At 54.9% G+C, this 18,553-nt stretch carries 22 protein-coding genes; 20 read left to right on the forward strand and 2 right to left on the reverse strand.

The window, feature by feature from the left end; genetic code table 11:
* The first annotated feature begins 432 nt into the window (after positions 1–432).
* The 11 genes from V3330_RS16805 to V3330_RS16855 all read left to right on the forward strand — a co-directional run bounded on the left by V3330_RS16805 (position 433) and on the right by V3330_RS16855 (position 11,139).
* Positions 433–831 carry a hypothetical protein gene (locus tag V3330_RS16805; protein ID WP_354696607.1) on the forward strand — a complete coding sequence of 133 codons (399 nt, stop codon included), beginning with the start codon at positions 433–435 and terminating at the stop codon, positions 829–831.
* A 60-nt stretch (positions 832–891) separates the two neighbouring features.
* The gene (locus V3330_RS16810; protein WP_354696608.1) at positions 892–1,866 is read left to right on the forward strand and encodes a hypothetical protein; all 975 of its coding nucleotides are present in this window, start codon (positions 892–894) and stop codon (positions 1,864–1,866) included.
* 103 nt (positions 1,867–1,969) lie between these two features.
* A complete protein-coding gene (locus V3330_RS16815) occupies positions 1,970–2,410 on the forward strand; it encodes a hypothetical protein (protein WP_354696609.1) in 441 nt (146 codons plus the stop codon).
* Between the two features lie 117 nt (positions 2,411–2,527).
* Positions 2,528–3,052: a hypothetical protein gene (locus V3330_RS16820; RefSeq protein WP_354696610.1), complete on the forward strand. Its 525-nt coding sequence runs from the start codon at positions 2,528–2,530 to the stop codon at positions 3,050–3,052.
* Between the two features lie 612 nt (positions 3,053–3,664).
* Positions 3,665–5,356: an AAA family ATPase gene (locus V3330_RS16825; protein ID WP_354696611.1), complete on the forward strand. Its 1,692-nt coding sequence runs from the start codon at positions 3,665–3,667 to the stop codon at positions 5,354–5,356.
* Positions 5,357–5,467: 111 nt separating this feature from the next.
* Positions 5,468–6,358 (forward strand): DUF5677 domain-containing protein, encoded by an 891-nt coding sequence (locus tag V3330_RS16830; protein ID WP_354696612.1) that lies wholly within the window; start codon positions 5,468–5,470, stop codon positions 6,356–6,358.
* A 123-nt stretch (positions 6,359–6,481) separates the two neighbouring features.
* A complete protein-coding gene (locus tag V3330_RS16835) occupies positions 6,482–8,674 on the forward strand; it encodes a Piwi domain-containing protein (RefSeq protein ID WP_354696613.1) in 2,193 nt (730 codons plus the stop codon).
* A gap of 20 nt (positions 8,675–8,694) precedes the next feature.
* A complete protein-coding gene (locus V3330_RS16840; RefSeq protein ID WP_354696614.1) occupies positions 8,695–9,852 on the forward strand; it encodes a PD-(D/E)XK nuclease domain-containing protein in 1,158 nt (385 codons plus the stop codon).
* Positions 9,853–10,007: 155 nt separating this feature from the next.
* Positions 10,008–10,343 carry a hypothetical protein gene (locus V3330_RS16845; protein ID WP_354696615.1) on the forward strand — a complete coding sequence of 112 codons (336 nt, stop codon included), beginning with the start codon at positions 10,008–10,010 and terminating at the stop codon, positions 10,341–10,343.
* A gap of 105 nt (positions 10,344–10,448) precedes the next feature.
* A complete protein-coding gene (locus V3330_RS16850) occupies positions 10,449–10,757 on the forward strand; it encodes a hypothetical protein (protein WP_354696616.1) in 309 nt (102 codons plus the stop codon).
* Between the two features lie 88 nt (positions 10,758–10,845).
* Positions 10,846–11,139 carry a hypothetical protein gene (locus V3330_RS16855; protein WP_354696617.1) on the forward strand — a complete coding sequence of 98 codons (294 nt, stop codon included), beginning with the start codon at positions 10,846–10,848 and terminating at the stop codon, positions 11,137–11,139.
* Positions 11,140–11,275: 136 nt separating this feature from the next.
* On the opposite strand, the gene V3330_RS16860 is transcribed toward V3330_RS16855, so the two are convergent.
* Together V3330_RS16860 and V3330_RS16865 are read right to left on the reverse strand one after the other, a co-directional pair.
* Positions 11,276–11,761, reverse strand: a complete 486-nt coding sequence (locus V3330_RS16860) for an SRPBCC family protein (protein ID WP_354696618.1) — start codon at positions 11,759–11,761, stop codon at positions 11,276–11,278.
* A gap of 46 nt (positions 11,762–11,807) precedes the next feature.
* Entirely contained in the window at positions 11,808–12,137 is a 330-nt protein-coding gene (locus V3330_RS16865; RefSeq protein ID WP_354696619.1) for an ArsR/SmtB family transcription factor, read from the reverse strand.
* A 332-nt stretch (positions 12,138–12,469) separates the two neighbouring features.
* Here V3330_RS16865 and V3330_RS16870 point away from each other — a divergent pair, with 332 nt between their 5' ends.
* The 9 genes from V3330_RS16870 to V3330_RS16910 all read left to right on the forward strand — a co-directional run bounded on the left by V3330_RS16870 (position 12,470) and on the right by V3330_RS16910 (position 18,503).
* Entirely contained in the window at positions 12,470–13,030 is a 561-nt protein-coding gene (locus tag V3330_RS16870; RefSeq protein WP_354696620.1) for a YdeI/OmpD-associated family protein, read from the forward strand.
* Between the two features lie 115 nt (positions 13,031–13,145).
* Positions 13,146–13,502 (forward strand): DUF1428 domain-containing protein, encoded by a 357-nt coding sequence (locus tag V3330_RS16875; protein WP_354696621.1) that lies wholly within the window; start codon positions 13,146–13,148, stop codon positions 13,500–13,502.
* A 211-nt stretch (positions 13,503–13,713) separates the two neighbouring features.
* The gene (locus V3330_RS16880) at positions 13,714–13,971 is read left to right on the forward strand and encodes a hypothetical protein (protein ID WP_354696622.1); all 258 of its coding nucleotides are present in this window, start codon (positions 13,714–13,716) and stop codon (positions 13,969–13,971) included.
* A 75-nt stretch (positions 13,972–14,046) separates the two neighbouring features.
* The gene (locus tag V3330_RS16885; RefSeq protein WP_435791840.1) at positions 14,047–14,181 is read left to right on the forward strand and encodes a type II toxin-antitoxin system HicA family toxin; all 135 of its coding nucleotides are present in this window, start codon (positions 14,047–14,049) and stop codon (positions 14,179–14,181) included.
* Between the two features lie 9 nt (positions 14,182–14,190).
* Positions 14,191–14,403: a type II toxin-antitoxin system HicB family antitoxin gene (locus tag V3330_RS16890; RefSeq protein WP_354696623.1), complete on the forward strand. Its 213-nt coding sequence runs from the start codon at positions 14,191–14,193 to the stop codon at positions 14,401–14,403.
* Between the two features lie 105 nt (positions 14,404–14,508).
* A complete protein-coding gene (locus V3330_RS16895) occupies positions 14,509–15,033 on the forward strand; it encodes a GNAT family N-acetyltransferase (RefSeq protein WP_354696624.1) in 525 nt (174 codons plus the stop codon).
* 71 nt (positions 15,034–15,104) lie between these two features.
* Positions 15,105–15,551 (forward strand): hypothetical protein, encoded by a 447-nt coding sequence (locus V3330_RS16900; RefSeq protein ID WP_354696625.1) that lies wholly within the window; start codon positions 15,105–15,107, stop codon positions 15,549–15,551.
* Positions 15,552–15,633: 82 nt separating this feature from the next.
* On the forward strand, positions 15,634–16,995 hold the full coding sequence (locus tag V3330_RS16905; protein ID WP_354696626.1) for a metal-dependent hydrolase family protein: 1,362 nt from the start codon (positions 15,634–15,636) through the stop codon (positions 16,993–16,995).
* Positions 16,992–18,503, forward strand: a complete 1,512-nt coding sequence (locus tag V3330_RS16910; protein WP_354696627.1) for a BCCT family transporter — start codon at positions 16,992–16,994, stop codon at positions 18,501–18,503. Before V3330_RS16905 ends, V3330_RS16910 begins: the two co-directional genes overlap by 4 nt.
* Positions 18,504–18,553: the final 50 nt, after the last annotated feature.

Consider the following 18,553-nt stretch of genomic DNA (forward strand, 5'->3'; position numbering starts at 1 on the left):
ATACAGGGAGGCAAGAAATGCCTAACAAGTCATTAAAGACGGACGCCGTAAACGGCGCCGCTTAATTCCAACGTTATTTGTACTGCGCCAACCAAAATTAAAATGGGCATTGCCAACGTGTCGCTTGGCCCGGAGTCTGGCGCAGAAGTTTCCGCGGAAACGTGGTCCAAGCGTTCCCGCGGGAATTTTCGCTGAGAGAATGTGCGCGATGCGATCACTAAGGGGTATCAGAGCTAAATTTCTACGGTGACCGCCGAGGCAGCACAGCCAGGATCGAGCCAGAGTCATTGCAGGAGCTCAGATGAACACTATTGCCAGGCATTCTTCCGCGACAAATAACAAGCCGCTAAAGGCGTTCGCTGCGCTCACTCGGACGCCTGCTACGCAGGCACCGCTTAGCTAAATCGTTAGGCTGTAGCGACTGGACTCCAAATGCTGAGTTTTGGAAAACACAAGAGACTCGCCAAAGCTATCGATGCTTTCATGGTCAGATGGATAGAGATTCAGGCTATGGATGGAATGCTGTCCGGTACGAAAGCACCACCGCAGAACCATTTGGCCATGTGTGGAATACTTTGGGGCGTTACAGACAGCCTTGGACAACTCCAAGGCTTGGACGTGAAAACAACAGTCAGAGGGCTGAAATTATACTTGGCGAAGTACGCAGACGGTGAAAGCATGTTCAGGTTGGTCGTTGCAGCACCTCACAATCCAGAAGCGCAGCCGTGGGTGCACATGTTTGGAAGCGCAGTCAGGGCAATTGCCGAGGGTAAAGACCCAATAAAAGTTCTTCTACCCCTGGCGGAGAAGTTTCGCCTTGGAATCGCCTAACTATTCATTAAAGAAGACGCCCTAATGGGCGCCGCTTAATTCCGACGTTAGCCGTCTCTCATGCCATTGATTCAATACGAAGCGTCGGATTTTGGGAGCCACTGGGGTACACAACTAGCTGGCCGTCATGATCTTTCCATCTCTTGGCAAGAGTTGGTCTGGGCGGCAATCACTGTGGGGAAGCCAGGCATTGCTCATTTGCTTACTCACGGCTGGCACTCCATTAGTGACGTGATAGTCCGGTCACACACGGTTTACGCCAACTTGCGCCAAGGCTCCAACCGGTTTCAGAAGAGCACTCTGTACCAAGATTTGGACCCGACAGAAAAGGGTGCAGCTTCGTACTTCATGGGAATGGTGGCAGCAAAAGTTCTTTGTGCCCGCCTTCTTGATACACCTTGGTTGCTGCACCTTTCCATGTTCCAGGCCGCAGGGGGCGCAGCTGCATTGCGAGGCCGCTCTCAACCAGACCTAATTGGCATTGATCGAATGGGTCGCTGGACCGTCGCAGAAGCAAAGGGACGTTCAAACGCCTTCAGCGCTGACGCAATGTCAAAGGCAAAACAGCAGACCCGCCGATTGCGGCGAATTAATGGGTCTCTTCCAAATGTCCGGGTAGCAGTTCAAGCTCATTTCTCGCCAAACCTCTGCTTTTCCATCTCGGATCCAGAAGATATGGACGAGGAGCCAATAGACGTCTCGCTGAATGAAGATGCTGCGATACGGCAGTACTACTCATTCCCATTGGAAGCCACTCGGTCACCGGCACGCCGGGAAAATCGCAGGGGGCGCGAGTACGATTTGGCAAAGATAGATGAGGTCGGCGTTACTATTGGTTTGAGCTCTGAGCTGCGGCAGTTTTTGGAAGGTGACAACCAAATGACTTTTGCGGCAGTTCGCGATCGAAGTCAGCCTGCTTCTAACCAGATTGAAACCGATTCTGCCCCGTTCGCTGACGGCTTGCTCATTGAACTTGATGAGCGTTGGTCAGAGGAGAGGATGGCCTATGATCCAGACAAGAGAAAAGACGGCTAACAAATCGCTGCAGGTGACGTTTGACCCGCCACCCACTTTTGCTGCCGCAAAAGCGGGCGTCGCCTCAAACGCACCTGAGCTCAGGCGATATGAGTAATCAAGCATGAGGCGTTCTACAATTGTTATTGCACTATTTCTGTCAGGGCTGGTTTATGCCAGTGGACCGATAACAGTTGAGAGATTAAACCCGGATAATGCCAAAAGCTTAGGGTTTTCTGTAACTTTCGAAATCTCATCAGAAGCAACTCAAGTGAGTATTGTCGGCCCTAGGGTAGTTAATGAAAACTGCTATCCACGCCGAAGCGGAAATTATTTGCCTGACGGAAATGGTAATGAGTTAACGTTCTACATGGCTCAGATATCAAATGGGCCAGAGAGCCCGATAGGTAGCGGCTACTACCCTGGCAATGAAAACACGATGGCCGTTTTTATCGATTATATTTGCCCACCTGACAAGATATTGGAAAGTCGTCGTTACTCGGTCGAGTCTGTCGCAGAGTTCATCCAAAATTCAGTTGCGAGGAATGATGCTCCGATTGAATAGCCAGGTGTCTCATAACAAAGCGTTTAAGTACGTTCCGCCAGCAAGCTGGCTCCACCAGACGCGTGCTGCGCACGCGCCGCTTAACTAAGACGTTATATTTATTAAGGAAACACCCGAATGAATAGACCCCTTTGGTTTCGTTTCATCGACCGCTGGGTGCCTGAGGGCATGGGAACAACTGGCATCACTCTTCCCTTCCTGGCTGGGGCGCTTGCTCATACTGATGGTTACGACACGGTTAGTGAGAAGCAGTTGCACGACTACATTGATGCAATAGTAGATTCCCCGGTTTCAGGCTATACGGTCGAAGTCCGACAATGCCAGAACGTTGGGTACCTAGTGCTATCGGTGTCAAAAACGGAGGAGGCTTTGCCATTTCAGGCCTGTTATCTTGACGGACCAGAGAAAGCTCCAGCTCTTGGCTTCAGCCAAGATGCGCAATCTCAATTTGGTGGGCTTGGATCGTCTGACCCTGATATTTGTCGCGCTGATCTAATTGAACTTGCGGCACCACATTGCGCTTCCGGACATTTTTCACGGTTACGTAGTGAGTCAACGGGTGCATTTGAGTTCGGGCCATTTTCAAAGAAGGAAACTGCCTATATAGAACGGATTGCGGAGCAGTACGGTGAGAAAATATAACAAAGCGCTCAAGTTCGCGCCTTCGGCGGCGGATGCACCGCTTAACTAACACGTGATGTGAATCTCAGAAATGTCGGACGATAAGGATATTCGATCACGAATTGACTCTGAAAATGTAAGAGGTCTGCTTCTTGTAAATGGTGGTGGTTCCTTAGCCTTGCTCACATTCTTGCCGTTTGTTCTCGACAAAGAGCAATTTGAAGCCCTGGCGAAGGCCGTGCTGTACGGGCTCCTCGTGCTTCAATTCGGTCTAGTTTTTGCCCTCGCGCACAATAGATTGCGGAGGAAGTGCTCCGAACTTTATGAGGAGGCCCGGGCTGAGTCTCCGGTGGGACACCCCGACCCGTGTGTCTATTTCAAGTATGAGTTTCGCGAGCCCTGTCTGTGCATGCGAAGTACGATTCTAATGTGGGCCTCGCTATTTGCTTTCGTTGCAGCTGGAGTACTCGTTTTCGCTGGTGGGCTATGCTCAATTGGGTCGTGAAACGGGGCAATTCTCATAACAAAGCGTTCAAGGTCGTTCCGCCCTGCGGCCTCCACCGGACGCAGCTCCGCTGCGCGGCTTAACTCAAACGTTATGTTTCTAGATGAGCAAATAGGAAAATTGAGCCCATGAAACTCAGCCTTCATGCTTCGTACAGGTCGCTCGACACGCTTGCTGCTGTCGACCTTCCGCCGTTTACCGTTTTAACTGGCGTCAACGGCGCTGGGAAGACGCACCTGCTTGAAGCCATTCGCGATGGCCACTTGCTTGTCGAAGCAGACGAGAAAATTGAGCGAATTGTCCATTTTGATGCCGGAAGTTTTCGACTTGAAAAGGAACCCGCAATTACAGCGCACCAACTAGAATCCGAGCGTGAAGGTGCTTGGCAATGGTTTGAGAAGAATGTCCGGCCCAGCTTGGATAGGTGGCATGCTCATTTGGGTAACGAATACCAGCGTTTCGAATCGGCATGTGTGGCGTCGGAAATGCCTCTTTGGGATCTCGAGGCCACGCCTGTTGCTGCTTACCGCAAGGCCCTGAGTAAGTTTTTTGGCCTCGACAAGCACAAAGCTCATCATCAAGCTCAAGGCATTTACTGGATCGCACGGACGATACCTTACAGTTTGAGAAAATTGGAGAAAAGGAAGTTTTTTGAAAACTTTCGCCCAATCAATTTCAAGAACGATTTCTTGCCGACGCAACTGGGGCGGGCGTTTTGGGACTATTTCATTCGTTTGGAGACTAATAATTATAAAATATATAAGAATCAGCTAGATGGAAAAGGCCGAAAAACATTAACGAATGAGCAGTTCGTTTCTGAGTACGGGCCAAAGCCTTGGGGCGTGGTGAACAAGATTCTCGCCGATTTTGATACATTGAACTACGAGGTTTCAAATCCCGAAGGGCTTGAGCTGTATGAAAAGTTTCAGCTTCGTCTTGAGCATACGGATAAGCCTGATATAGAAATTGACTTTGATTCGCTTTCGTCCGGAGAACGCATTCTCATGGCGCTGGTTGCTTCGATCTACAAGGCGGATTCTGATGGATACTTCCCTGAACTGATATTGTTGGATGAAGTCGATGCGTCACTTCATCCATCAATGATGAGAAACATGCTTAAGGCAATCGAAGGCATTTTTCTGGGGCAGGGTACGCACGTAATTCTTGTCACACATTCGCCAACTACGATTGCACTCTCGCCAGAGGATTCGATTTTCCTCATGATGCAATCGGGTCACGACCGACTTCGGAAAACCAGTAAGGGCGATGCGCTGAGCGTCCTTACTCAAGGCTTCGTTACCCTCGACCAAGGGCTAAAGATCGCTGATGAGATCTTGCCTGGGCAGGTCACTTTAATTACCGAAGGCCACAACACCCTGATCCTTGAGAAGGCGCTAGAACTTTTTGGTATTCGCGGCGTACACATCTTGTCCGGCCTAGAGGATCGAACTGGAAAGAATCAACTCAATACGATTTTTCAATTCCTGTCTCGAACTGATCACCAAGGAAAGGTCGCGGTTATATGGGATTGTGACGCTAACCCTGGTTTCACGCCTTCCAACAATACCTATCCTTTCGTAGTTCCCCACAATCCCAGAAATACGCTGGTATCGAAAGGTATCGAGAATGCATTCCCGCAGGAGTGCTTCGAAGGATTCTTGCAAACGATCAAGAAAGCGGATGGCCGGGAGATTCAGCAGTTTGATCCGGAATGCAAGGGCGAGTTTGCTAAACATATGGTTTCCAATGGGTCAGCCCAGGATTTCGAGCACTTCCGATCTTTTGCAGCTGAAATTCGGCAGATTCAAGAATCGGCGTGACGAAACATAACAAGTCGTTGCAGCGGACATTTGACTCGCCAGCCGCTTTGCTTCCGCAAAGCGTCCGTCGCGTCAAATGCCGTTGAACTCAGGAGTTAGATCTTTAAAACTATGAGCGAGACAGCACAGTTACCAGATCCTCCTCAATTTTCTGATGAGGAAATGCAAAAATGTCGGGAAAGCGGTGACTTCATGCCTGTACTTTTTGAGTGGTACAAGTTTGTAGGTCATATCTGCATTTTCTTTGCCCAATTGCAGAGGCAGTCGCCAGCAGCTAAGGAGATTCCACCAATACACTTTGCAATCCTCACTGGGCTACTGAACCGCTGTGCAAGGTTGATGCTGTCAAACGTAGCTCTGTCCCATAATGGACGATTTGGCGAAACCACAGCACTTTTGGATAGGTGTATTTTTGAGTCTTCGTTAAAGGTTAATTGGCTGTGCCATAAAGGAAATGACGAAAGTTTTCAGAGATATTTGGCGGGTGGTCTAAAAACGGAAATTGAACTCGAAAAAGAAATAGCTGGAAACATCACTGAACGAGTGGGTGGCGAAGTACTGAATATAGAAAAGCGAATGCTTTCATCTATTGATCGCCATATAGATGCCGCCGGGTTGAGCCGCGAAGAGATTACTGAAGCTAAAAAATTACCCGATGTCTCAGCGATGTTGCGTGATTTAGGTCATGAGCGTCTAATGTACGTAGTTGCACAACGTCTAGGCTCTCATCATGTGCATGGAACATGGCCAAGCTTACTGCTGCACTATCTTGAAGTTAATGATGATGGTGAATTTTCACTTAGAGACCACGATTGCCGAACACACCCAAATCAATTTGTAATGACTCCAGTACAGGTTTTGGGTGCCGTTAGAGCGTTCATCGTTTACTTAATCGAGGAAGAGGAAGCCAAAGCCGTTGTGGATTTACTGGATTCTATTCAAGAAGAAATCCTGAAAATCAATAGCGAAATGGTTGGGGGTGATTTTCAGAGTGCGGAATAAATCTAACAAGGCCGTTAACTCGGACGCATTTTTCGTTCCCTGCACTCACTACAAATGCGCCGGTTACGGCTGGCGTTAAACGCCCAAAATGGTATGAGTGTTAACTAAAGAAAGGATCGATTTTTGCCAGTTTTTCTGAATGCTTTTCCACTCAAAATTCCCGACGTGGAGCTTAAAGCTCTCCGAGTTCCCTATGACAAGGAGACGCTGTATGGTCTTCGTGCGAAACACGGATCGACGCACTTCTTCCGTCGGCAGCGCGAAAATATTCTGATCTTTTCAGTAGACGGCACTTTCCCCGTCTCCGGCACGTCCCAAACCATTGTGCCCAATGAGAATTTCGGCATCTTCTGCTCGCTGGTGAAGGACGGGCTGACACGGCACTTTGCAGGGCTGGGACGCAATCCCTCCGGCTTCAACCCTATCGAGCTGGTCAGCGCCAGACCTCAAGACAATCTCCTTTCACCGATTCTGGGCGACGACTATCCGTTTAAGGTCTGCGTCAAATATACAATCAACACTCGCTATGTGCAGGGCCATCCGTGCCTTGTTATTGATTGCTCAACACGCCGGATTCTTAAAGAGAACGGCTTGTTTTTTCTAAATGACGGGTTCGATCCCATGGGCCGCTATATGGTCACCGAACAGGAGGATGGCTACAGAAGGCTCTTGGGCTCGGTAAGCGCGATCAAAGGCGAGACGTTGCACGTCACGCGGACTGACGGTCAGGTTGTACAGGTGGATGCAAAGGGCGTTTATCTTGAAGCGAGTCGGAAAAACTTTGATGACTACATTCTGCATACGCACGGTGCGCAGAAGGACGCCATTGTCGAACGTATCCGACAGACAGTTTCCACATTTAATGGAGGCGAGAATAAGACGGCTCGCATCGATACGCTCAAGAAGTACATCCAGTCAAAGACTATCCCGCTAATCGATGGAACACGAATTGAGATTCAGGACGCGCTCGATATCCAGAAGGATTCCGGGCAAATGCAGAAACCCGTATTTGTTTTCAATGACAACGGAGAAGCGGATTGGGCCGAAAAGGGACTGACGCAGAGCGGCCCCTATACGAAGCGCACATTCGATCGCAACGATCCGTCGATCTGCGTGATATGCGGTCAGCACGACAAGGGCCGCGTCGAACAGTTTGTCCGCAAACTCCTCAAGGGTATCTCGAAAAGCAAGTACTTCAGAAACGGCCTCGAAGGCAAGTTCGCGCTCGGAACAAGCTGCGTGGAGTTATTCACCACAACCAGCGAAAGCGCGGAGGCATATAAGAGCGCCATCGAGGCTGCGATTCGGAAGAAGGCGGATGACGGCGGACGATGGGACTTGGCCCTCGTGCAGGTCCGGCAGTCCTTCAAGAAGCTTAAGGTGACGGAGAATCCGTACTATCTGGGTAAGAGCCTGTTCTTCCTGCATCAGGTTCCAGTGCAGGACTTCACCATCGAACTTTTGGCGCAGTCCGATTCCTCGCTCGGCTACTCGCTCAACAACATGGCGCTGGCCTGCTACGCAAAGATGGGGGGCGTTCCTTGGTTGCTCAAATGCTCGCCGACGCTTTCCCATGAACTCGTTATCGGCATTGGCAGTGCGAATATCGGGCAGGAGCGCGGAAAGGATAATCAGCGGATAATGGGCATCACGACCGTCTTCTCCGGCGACGGGAGTTACATTGTCTCGAATACGTCCAAGGCCGTCATGCCAGATGCCTATTGCGAGGCTTTGACTTGGGTGCTCGGTGAAACCATCGAGAAGATTCAAAAACGTATGAACTGGCAGAAAGGTGACACGATCCGTCTGATCTTTCATGCGCAAGTTAAGAAGTTCAATAAGGATGAGATCGCGGCCGTTCGCGCAGTGATCGACAGGTACCGCGAATATCAGGTCGAGTATGCGTTCCTGAAAATCTCGGAAGATCATGGGCTGCATATGTTTGACTCTGCGACCGCCGAAGAACAGAAAGGAAAGCTCGCGCCAAAGCGCGGCAAGACGTTTAAGCTTTCCAAGCATGAAATGCTGATTTATCTGATCGGTCAGCGCGAGTTACGGCAGAACACCGACGGGCATCCGCGTGGAGTGATCCTTGATGTCCATAAGGACTCGACCTTTAAGGATATCAAGTATCTGAGCGCTCAGCTTTACAGCTTCGCATCCCATTCCTGGCGCAGCTACTTTCCTAATCCGATGCCGGTGACGATCAGCTATTCCAACTTGATTGCGCGGAATCTCGGGTGGCTCAATCAGCTTCCGGGCTGGAACGACTCTGTGATGATCGGAAAGATCGGGCAATCCCAATGGTTTCTATAGAGAAGGAGAACGCGTACCAGTTGCGCGAGTATCTGCACCGCAAGGTGATCGAGTGCGCGTACGCTGACCCTTTCAAAGCCACCTTCCTGTGTTATCTGGGATTGTCGAATGATGGTGTTCCGGCCTTCGACTTTGCCTCGCTTTCCTTGTACCAGCGGTGTGCGATTGCGGGCCTCGGCGTTCTGGACGAAACCGTTTCCAGTCACGATATCTCGCGCCTCCTCGGGCAAGCCGCCAAGATCGACTTAACTCCACGCCCTTGGGTCTCGGACGTGTTCGGCGTCATGGCTGTGAAGTGGCTAGCTGGGCAGATTAACGATAGCCGCATCGCCCGCGAGTTCGGGAACTGGATTTCAGGATTTCTGACGCAGCAGGCCAGCGGCGATCACCTTAATCTCTTCGAGAAAGACATCGCTGCCTATATCAGCAGCGACGAGTCAGCTCTCTACGCCAGCGCGTGCGTGCCACTTTTTCTTCACTACAGGAAGCTCCGGCGGATCGAGGATCACCAGGGCCGCATGTCCTTAATCAGTCGGTTCATGGACGAGTTCCGAGCGCTGGCGCAGGGTGATGCTTCAGCAGCGCTCTTGTCCGTGATGGTCTACGTCTTCGATCAAGTCAATAAGGATGTGGCAGTCGCACCGCCGAAGGGCTGGAGCCTCGATGATCTTCTGGGGTTTTTAGAGAATATTCCCGTCGGCCTCAAGCGGTGGACATGGGAGCATACGGGTCGCACGCGAGGGGCGGAACCCGTCAATTGGCCGGTAGAGAACGAATATCACGTTCAGAACCTTCTGTATGTTTTGCTCGGGCCGATCTTCAACGACATCGCGGACGAAGTAAATCTACAGCCCGTTGGGCAGAAGAATCCACGTATTGATCTCTACCTTCCGTCACTGCACACGATCATAGAAGTTAAGTACCGTAAGGATACGAAGAAATCTTTCCAGACGATTATCGGTGAGATTGCCGAAGACGACTCGCTTTATCGCGCCGACACGAAATACAAGAATGCGCATATCGTCAGTTTCCTATGGGATTGCACGCGCGCGACGCAGGAGCACGCTAAATTCAAGGAAGGTGTGTTGAAGATAGGCGACATTAAAGGGTGCGTCGTAATTAGTGCACCATCCACTATGGATAGGCGGCCACAGGGTAAGAATAAGGGATTTGAATAGAGTTAGATCAGCAATTAACTTTAGGAAAGTGGTGGCGAAATTAGAGACATCCTGAGAGTGGCGTCTAACAAAGCGCTGCACTCGGGCAATTTTACGCTGCGCTTAAAAATTGCCAGTGAGCGCGGCGTTAGATTGAAAAGCGAGAAGGAGAAACTTTGGAAATCATTGCAGTCATCGCGGTTGTTATTGTAGTCGCAGTGCTGCCAGTAAAGTTCGCGGCAGGACTCATGGGTGCGGGTCGAGCGGGGTTTGGTTGGGCTCTTGTCGCCGTAATCTTTCAAGGGGTCGCATCTGGTTTAACCCGAGGGTTAACTTCCAGCCCAGCTGTCGCAATCATTGTTGCGGTTGTTGTTGGTTCGGCAATTTACGCATTCATCCTCGACACGACTTTTGTAAAGGGTTTCTTAATCGGTGTCATCGCAACGTTTATAGCAGTTGTGGTGGTTTTAGTTCTCGCATCCATATTTGCGGTATCCGGCGGTGCAACCTAACAAGTCGTTCAACCAGATGCAGTGGTCGTTATGCGCCCAGAGTTCCCTCGCTGGCGCTCGGCGCAAGTTAACTTAAACGTTGGTTAATAAAGAGGGAGGTTCGGAGTGCTTACGATTCTAATTGATATTGGCGGCGCTTATGCGATTGCACGGTATATCGCAAATGTCTGGATTGCTTTGCTTTGCGGGGTTCTCGTTGGTGTTGCTGCGGCGATTGCGGGAGGCTTGTTGGTTTATTTCACTGCATCTGATTCATTCACGCAGCGTGAAATTGCGGCTCAAATAGTCATCGGTCTGTTCTGGCACCCTATCATCGCGATTATTGCTGTACTTATCTTCCGTAAATCGACAAAGAAGCGCTCGGTGATTGAGTTGGCGAGCGGTAGTGAAAACGACACAAAACAAGGCAATTAAGTGCGCATGGCCTACAGCCATGTCGGACGGTTGCTGCGCAGCTTCCGCTTGTTTATGACGTTAAGTCTAAATTGAGGAACTATGGATAATGGCAATGATTTACCGAGTTAAAGATGGGCCAGGAGACCAATCTGCGAGTGAAGGGCATGAAATAACACTTTCAACCCTTTCTGACAGGCTAGCTGATTATCAATGCCACTTTCTAGGCCCTGAACGGCCGGCCTTTAATACAAGTGCGCCCGGTGACTATTACCACCACGTTATTGTTGAAGTGTGCGAGAAAGATCCGCTCAGCCAAACGTTCGATCAAGTAGGTTTCTATGTTATCGCAGGCCTTGATGCTGCGAAATCAGGTTTCCTATATGAGCCAACCCATACATAACAAAAAGTTAAAGTACGTTCCGCCAGCAAGCTGGCTTCACCAGACGCAGCTGCGCTTCGCCACTTAACTAAAACGTTGGGAATCACTTGAAAGTAGTCAATACCCCAATCCCCAAAACATAGGTGAGCGTGTCACCTCAGTGCGATATAAAGTCGTCGATCTGGTTGATGGCGGAGGTCGCACCCTCAACAACTCCCATTGCCAGGACCTGTTCCAAGGCTTCTTGGGTGGCGTACGTGCTGATATAGGTTGCACGGGTTCCGGATGCGATGGACTCGAAGCGGTATACGTTTTTTGATACCGGCATGTTCGTGTTCGGGTTGAATTCGGCGTCTGCGAAGCCGTCTTCGAATTCAAATCCGTTTGGCTCATCGATTTGAGTCAGAACCCAGTAACCATGGTATTTCTCACCCTCTGGACTGGTCATGTAATAGGTAGTTTTGGCACCCACTTCCAGGCGGTGCGCTACAAACGTTGCCGGGTGGGAAGGCGGTCCCCACACTTTTTCGAGCTGCCGGGGATCGGCGTAGAGATCCCAGATGCGCTGAACAGGCGCGGCGAATTCCGCTGTGATGGTTAGCGTCAGCGTCTCCAGATCATGCGAAACGTATTTTACAGGCATGGTTATTCCTTCGCTTTCGTGGGTTTGTTAATCCGGTGCGATCGCGCTAATCGTCGCGAGCCAACAGGTCGTCGATCCTGCCGATTCTTCCCCGCCAGAGTTCCTCCAACTCGTTCAGCAAGGTTGCCGCGGATCGGACGGTTTCGACTCTTCCATGGGTGAGGGCTTCACGACCACGGCGGCGCTTGACCAGTAGGCCGGCACGTTCAAGTACGGCCACGTGCTTCTGCACCGCGGCAAAGCTCATGTCGTAGAAGCCGGCCAGAGCGGTAATCGAGTATTCGCGCACCAGCGAGCGGCGCAATATATCTCTACGCGTTCTATCAGCCAGCGCATGAAACAGCGCGTCGGTTCGGTCTTCCAGGGCCGTTTCCATACCGCCAGTATACAACCAAAAGGTTGTACGTTTACAAGTCCATGAAAGGCCTGTTTCGCTCTCGCAGAGCTACCCGCCGCCGCAAACGCCTGTGCGCCCGAGCGTTTTGTCTGGTCAGCAAGCGCCTGATGCGCAACGGGCTATGTCAGGCCGCGGGTTCGTGTCGGTCAGAGGCAAGCGGCGAATTACATTTGAGTTTCGTGAAGGAAATGTATACGTTCCAGACCACGAGGATCATCACCGATGGGCATGGCCACCATTAAAGGCGGATCCCTGTCGGGCGCTGATTGAGCCAATCGTTTTGCGCCTTTGGTGCAGGGTTGAAACCGGAAATGTCGCACGCAATCACAAAGTCACAGTTTCAAGCCAGGCCGCTTCGACCGAAAGAACCCGGAGGCGGCGACGCGTGGGCTTTCATCGTCTTGCCCCGGGAGGTGAGTGCAACACTTCCCAGGCGTGGGCGAACAACCGTCGCGGTGACGATGAACGGGCACAGGTTCGAGGCCTTGCTCGAGCCTGATGGCCAGAAAAGTCATTGGCTGCGTATTGACGAGTCGGAGCTTGAATCAGCCAAAGCATTGATCGGCCGGGATGCCCGGTTTGAGATTGCAGCGTTGGAGCAGCAACCGGAGCCAGATGTGCCCGGTGACTTCGCCAAGGCGTTGAACGCTGCGCCTGAATCCAGGGCAACGTGGGATGCCACGACCACCATCGCCCGGATCGACTGGATTCACTGGATCACTTCGGCCAAACAGGACAAAACGCGCTCGAAACGGATCAAGGACGCCTGCGAGATGCTCGCCGCGGGCAAGAAGCGAGTGTGCTGCTTTGATCCATCGGGTTTCTACAGCAAAGCCTTCAGCGCACCCCGGGCTGAAGAGCCGGCCCGTTGAAAACGGGGTGCATTGAGCGCCCGACAAGGTCATACAAGACAGGCGCCCTGATGGCCGCTGGACTTGCGCGCCAGGCGGCTGTGAATACAAACCCGGTACTCCTGACGGAGGTGGCATGGCTCATTACGTTGACGGATTCGTCTTTCCCGTTCCACGTGCTCGTCTCAGCGAATACAGGGGTCTTGCGCAAGCGGCTGCGGACATCTGGAAGGAACATGGGGCACTCGATTACCGCGAATATGTCGGTGACGATTTAGAGCGGGAGGGCACGCGTTCGTTCATCGAACTCGTCGACGCGACGGAGGATGAAGTCCTCGTGTTCGGCTGGGTGGCGTTCGAATCTCGTGAGGCGCGTGATCTGGCAAACGAGAAGGTGGCCGCCGACCCGAGGATGACGGCTTTAGTCGAGTCATCGTGTTCAGGCTTCGAGGCCAAACGAATGCTATACGGTGGGTTCGGGGCGCTATTCTGACCACGCTCGGTGCATGCTGAACCCGGTCGTTATGCGCGATACCGCTGTCCAGTCGCATCAACCCGGATCAAGGAGCTGAATTCATGTCTTATGTCGATGGGTCCCGGCAAGATGCCCTTCGATGGAAAACGCATGATCTTCGGCGGTTTTGTCACCATTGTCGAGCGTTAGCTTGCGGCTTCTCGATGGCAACGGCAGGAAGGAAATTCGAGTGAAGAAGCAGAAGGTGGCAGTCGTCCGAGGTGTTTTGATTGGGTTTCTTCTGGCGTTCCTGGTGGCAGCGGTGCCAACGATCCTGGATTGGTCTGCGAATCCGGCTGGCATATTTCGCGGTGGCGCGGGCACGAACTGGGCTGTGGTATTCGAAACGTTCTTCAGTTGGTTCTGGCCTTTGTTTCTGTTTTTCGCCCCGGTTGCCATTGTGTTTCTGGTCTGGATCGCGCGGCGCGGGGCGGGGCATGCTGAATAACAAACCATTCCATTCACACATCGACCCGGGGGGTTACGCGGCCTGAACGAGGAGCGAATTGAAGCAGATGCCTTAATCCGCTGCCCCGGGTTCCATCGACCATTTGAGCACCCAAACAAGAAGGGGCTGGTAACGGTGGCAGGGAAACCAAGTGATGATTTGGCCCCCGGTACGATCAGTAGTATCTTCAAGCAGGCTGGTTGGAAGTAGGATCCTGTCATGAAATATGCCGTAGTCATTGAGAGAACCGCATCTAACTTCTCGGCGTACGTCCCCGACTTGCCGGGATGCGTCGCGACGGGCGTCAGTGTCAAGGAAGCGGAGCAGGAGATTCGAGCTGCTATCAAGTTTCATCTGGAAGGGCTGAGACGCGACGGTCAGGAGATCCCCATCCCCAGTAGCTCCGTTGAATATGTGGAAGTGGCCGCATGACAGGTGACGTGGATTCCGCGTCACGTTATTCGTTCATTTTTTGGGTCCCGACCGATGTCATTTCGCATTCATCTCGCCCGCACCAGGCCTTGACGGCAGCCTTCGATGATCCGCCGCGCGACAGTCGCTGACGCCGCGCCGCTCGCCGAACTGGTGGAGCGGACGTTCCGGTTGACGTTTGCCGAGGGGACCAAAGCCTCCGATCTGGATCTGTTTTGCGCGGCCAGCTTCAGCGAGGACATTCAGCGGCGTGAAATCACCGACCCGGGTTGGGTCACGTTCGTGGCGGAGGAAGAGGGCACACTGGCGGGTTTCGCGCAGCTTCGGCTGCAATCGACCGAGGACTGTGTTTCCGCGGAAACGCCGGTGGAACTCCATCGCCTGTACGTGGACCCGGCCTGGCACGGGCGCGGGCTGGCGCATGACTTGATGCGGGCGGCCTGGGAAGTGGCCGTGGATGCCGGCGCCGACCAGTTTTGGCTTGGCGTGTGGGAGCACAATTTCCGGGCGCAGGCGTTTTACCGCAAATTCGGATTCGAGGTGGTGGGCGACCACGTGTTCCCGGTGGGCGAGGATCCGCAGCGGGACCTGGTGATGGCGGTAGCCATCGACGGCCGGCCTGGCGTTTGACAGCCATTGAACGCTGACGCAGACAACGGACTGTTTGTCTTACACGACCGGCTTCAGGGAGAATGCCTCGAATGATTCATCACTATTCAATTGCCGTTCACGACCCGAAACAGGTTTGTGATGTGCTGGCCGCGCTTTTCGGTGGAACCACCGGGCGATTCGACCCCTACCCGAATTCCCACACCGTCTGGTTCGGCGATGAGTACGGCTCGGCCATCGAGTTGTATCCTGCCGGAACCGAGATGTCCCCGGGCGTGGGTGAGAGTGACGCCATTTTCGAGCACAACCCGGCAGCTTCGAAATTCACCGCGACCCATGCAGCCATTTCCACCACCCGTTCCCGTGAGGAGATTTTCAAAGCGGCGCAAGCTCAGGGCTGGAAAGCGGTGGAGTGCCCGCGAGACGGATTCAGCGTGATTGAATTCTGGATCGAGAACAACGTCATGATCGAGCTTCTTACGCCTGAGATGGCCGCCGACTACCTGGCCGTCACCCGGAGATTTACCAGCAACGCCTGACACGTATCCGTTACCGCGCCCGCAACCCGGCTAAAATGGAGTTCCTGTACGTCGATCGACGCTTCCCGGGAAACATCACCCCATGAAATTGTTACGGTTCGCCCTCCTGATCCTGCTGTATCCGCTGCTGTTGTCGGCTAACCCGCCACCGCCGGTCGAGCAGCCGCCGTACGAGCCGGACAGCGGCCAACTCATCGTCCACTGCGGTGTGCTGATCGACGGCATCGCCGCCGAACCGCTGCGCGATGTCGAGGTGCGGGTCGAGCGCGGGCGCATCGTCGAAGTGGGGCAGGGCATCGAGGTTGCGGCGGAGCTGCCGCGGCTGGACCTGAGCGGGTACACCTGCCTGCCCGGCCTGATCGACATGCACACCCACATCATGGAAACGCCGGACAGTACGGCGGACTTGCGCGAGGTGTACGACCATACCCTGGAAGCCACGCTCCAGACCGGCATCGAGATGGCGCGCATCACGCTCGATGCCGGCTTTACCAGCACGCGCAACGTCGGCACCTATTACGGATTCGCGGCGCGCGAACTGCGTCAGCGCATCGAAGCCGGGGAGGTGGCCGGCCCGCGGCTGCAGATCGCGGGGTTTTACCTGACGGTGCCCGGCGGTGGCGGCGATCTGCTGATTCCCGGTGTGCCGGAAGCGGAAATCCCGGCCCACATCCGCCTGGGTGTCGCGCGCGGTCCGGAAGCCTTCGCCGAGCGGGCGCGCCGGGCCATTGCAGGCGGCGCGGACGTGATCAAACTAATCGCATCGGGTGCGGTGCTGGCCTTCGGCGGGGTGCCGGGCGCGCCGGAAATGACCCCGGAGGAAATCGCCGCCGCGGTCGCGGTGGCGCACGAGGCCGGCATTCCGGTCACCGCGCACGCGCACGGCGCGCAATCCATCAAGGATGCGATCCTCGGCGGCGTCGACAGCATCGAGCATGCCTCCCTGATCGACGATGAAGGCATCCGGTTGGCGCTGCGGCACAACGTGGCGTTGTCGATGGACGTGTACAACGGCGACTGGATCGCGGTCGAAGGCCGGCGCGCCGGCTGGCCGGAAGAGTTTCTGCGCAAAAACGACGAGACCACGCTGATGCAGCGGCAGAACTTCCGGCGGGCGCACGAGGCCGGCGTCACCATCGTCTTCGGGTCCGACTCGGCGGTGTATCCGCACGGGCTGAACGGGCGCCAGTTCGCCTATATGGTGCAATGGGGCATGACGCCGATGGAGGCGATTCAGGCAGCCACTTCGAAAGCCGCGCGGGTGCTGGGCTGGGCCGACCGGGTCGGCGCCATCCGGCCGGGGCGGTACGCCGACCTGGTGGCGGTGGCCGGCAACCCGCTGGACGATATCCGCGTGCTGGAAGCTGTCGACGTGGTGATCAAGGGCGGGCAGGTGTTCAAGGCGCCCGCGGGACTCGTGGCGGGGGGTGAAGCGGTTCAATGAGTCGCCTGGAACGCACGGCCATGGGGGTCGCCGCGGTCGTGATCGGTGTGGCCGGCCTGTATGTGCTGATTTTTCCCGACCAGGCCACCCGTCTGATCGGCGGCGCGACGGCCTGGTCGATGGCGGTGCTCGGCACGCCGGTGTTGTGGTTGTCGACTGGCCTTTTACTGCTGTGTTTCTGGCTGATCCTGGGTCCCTGGGGGCGCTTGCGCCTCGGCGCCGAGGACGAGGCGCCCGAGTTCGGGCTGCTGTCCTGGGTGTCGATGCTGTTCGCGGCCGGCATGGGCTCGGGCCTGGTGTTCTGGGGCGTGGCCGAGCCGCTGATGCATTTCGCCAGCCCGCCGGTGCCCGGCCTGGATGAGGCCGGCCGGGTGCGCATGGCGCTGGCGGTGACCAATTTTCACTGGGGTCTGCATGCCTGGGCCATTTACGCCATCGCCGGCCTGGTGGTGGCATGGTTCGCCTACCGGCACGCCGCACCGGAAACCCCTTCGGGCGCACTGGATGTGGGTCTGCGCGGCTGGATTCCGAACCCGGCGCGGCGCTGGATCGGTATCGTCGCCAACGTGTTGGCCACCGGCGCGGTGGTGTTCGGCGTGGGCGGGTCGCTGGCCAACGGCACCATCCTGCTGCACACCGGGCTGGACCGGATGACGCCGGGCGAACTGCCGTCCATGGCCAGCTACGCGGTCATCCTGGTGGCGATGACCCTGGCCTTTCTGGCCTCGGCGAGCTCGGGCCTGAGCCGCGGCATCCGCTGGCTCAGCGTCACCAACTTCCTGCTCGCCATCGTGCTGCTGGTGCTGTTGCTGGCGGTCACCGGAGTGGACGCGGCATGGACCGCGCTGGTGGACGGCAGCCTGGAATACCTGCGCATGCTGCCGGCCTGGTCGCTGGCGCCGCTGGAAGTGAACGGCAGCCGGGCCTGGGCCGAAGGCTGGACCATCACCTACCTGTTGTGGTGGATCGCCTGGGCGCCCTTCGTCGGCATTTTCATCGCCCGCATCAGCCGTGGCCGCACCGTGCGCGCCTACGTGCTCGGTGTGCTCGGGGTGCCGGTGGTGTTCTCGATCATCTGGTTCGCGGTGCTGGGCGGCGGCGCCACCGCCTTCGACCGGGCCAACGACGGCGTGCTCTCCGCGGCGGTGCTGCTCGATTACACCGAACCCGTGTTCCTCTGGTTCGACACCATGGGCAGCGCGGCGGGCGTGTTCTTCGGCTGGGTCAGTTGCGTGCTGCTGTTCGTGTTCCTGGTCACCAGCGCCGACTCCGCCGCCTACGTGCTGGGCATGCTGGCGCACCACGGCAACCCGGAACCGCCCAACCGCAGCAAATTGCTCTGGGGCAGTATGACGGTGGTACTGGCCGCCGGGTTGCTGGCGCGCGATTCGGCCGACGTGATCAAGTCGGTGGCCATCGCCGGCGCCATTCCCTATGCCTCGCTGCTGGTCATTCAACTGGTGGCCTGGTGGCGCAGCGCCGCGCTGCATGTGCGCGAGGCCGCGTGATCTACAATGGGGTGATGGGGATTTCCGGAGATTTCTCCGCGAACAGGGCG

The sequence above is a fragment of the Elongatibacter sediminis genome (genome assembly GCF_037892215.1).
Lineage (GTDB): Bacteria > Pseudomonadota > Gammaproteobacteria > Xanthomonadales > SZUA-36 > Elongatibacter > Elongatibacter sediminis.

Excerpts from the sequence above, each read along its gene's own strand:
- V3330_RS16805 (WP_354696607.1), top strand. The coding sequence starts at position 433 with ATGCTGAGTTTTGGAAAACACAAGAGACTCGCCAAAGCTATCGATGCT.
- V3330_RS16810 (WP_354696608.1), top strand. The coding sequence starts at position 892 with ATGCCATTGATTCAATACGAAGCGTCGGATTTTGGGAGCCACTGGGGT.
- V3330_RS16815 (WP_354696609.1), top strand. The coding sequence starts at position 1,970 with ATGAGGCGTTCTACAATTGTTATTGCACTATTTCTGTCAGGGCTGGTT.
- V3330_RS16820 (WP_354696610.1), top strand. The coding sequence starts at position 2,528 with ATGAATAGACCCCTTTGGTTTCGTTTCATCGACCGCTGGGTGCCTGAG.
- V3330_RS16825 (WP_354696611.1), top strand. The coding sequence starts at position 3,665 with ATGAAACTCAGCCTTCATGCTTCGTACAGGTCGCTCGACACGCTTGCT.
- V3330_RS16830 (WP_354696612.1), top strand. The coding sequence starts at position 5,468 with ATGAGCGAGACAGCACAGTTACCAGATCCTCCTCAATTTTCTGATGAG.
- V3330_RS16855 (WP_354696617.1), top strand. The coding sequence starts at position 10,846 with ATGGCAATGATTTACCGAGTTAAAGATGGGCCAGGAGACCAATCTGCG.
- V3330_RS16860 (WP_354696618.1), bottom strand. The coding sequence starts at position 11,761 with ATGCCTGTAAAATACGTTTCGCATGATCTGGAGACGCTGACGCTAACC.
- V3330_RS16865 (WP_354696619.1), bottom strand. The coding sequence starts at position 12,137 with ATGGAAACGGCCCTGGAAGACCGAACCGACGCGCTGTTTCATGCGCTG.
- V3330_RS16870 (WP_354696620.1), top strand. The coding sequence starts at position 12,470 with ATGTCGCACGCAATCACAAAGTCACAGTTTCAAGCCAGGCCGCTTCGA.
- V3330_RS16875 (WP_354696621.1), top strand. The coding sequence starts at position 13,146 with ATGGCTCATTACGTTGACGGATTCGTCTTTCCCGTTCCACGTGCTCGT.
- V3330_RS16890 (WP_354696623.1), top strand. The coding sequence starts at position 14,191 with ATGAAATATGCCGTAGTCATTGAGAGAACCGCATCTAACTTCTCGGCG.
- V3330_RS16895 (WP_354696624.1), top strand. The coding sequence starts at position 14,509 with ATGATCCGCCGCGCGACAGTCGCTGACGCCGCGCCGCTCGCCGAACTG.
- V3330_RS16900 (WP_354696625.1), top strand. The coding sequence starts at position 15,105 with ATGATTCATCACTATTCAATTGCCGTTCACGACCCGAAACAGGTTTGT.
- V3330_RS16905 (WP_354696626.1), top strand. The coding sequence starts at position 15,634 with ATGAAATTGTTACGGTTCGCCCTCCTGATCCTGCTGTATCCGCTGCTG.
- V3330_RS16910 (WP_354696627.1), top strand. The coding sequence starts at position 16,992 with ATGAGTCGCCTGGAACGCACGGCCATGGGGGTCGCCGCGGTCGTGATC.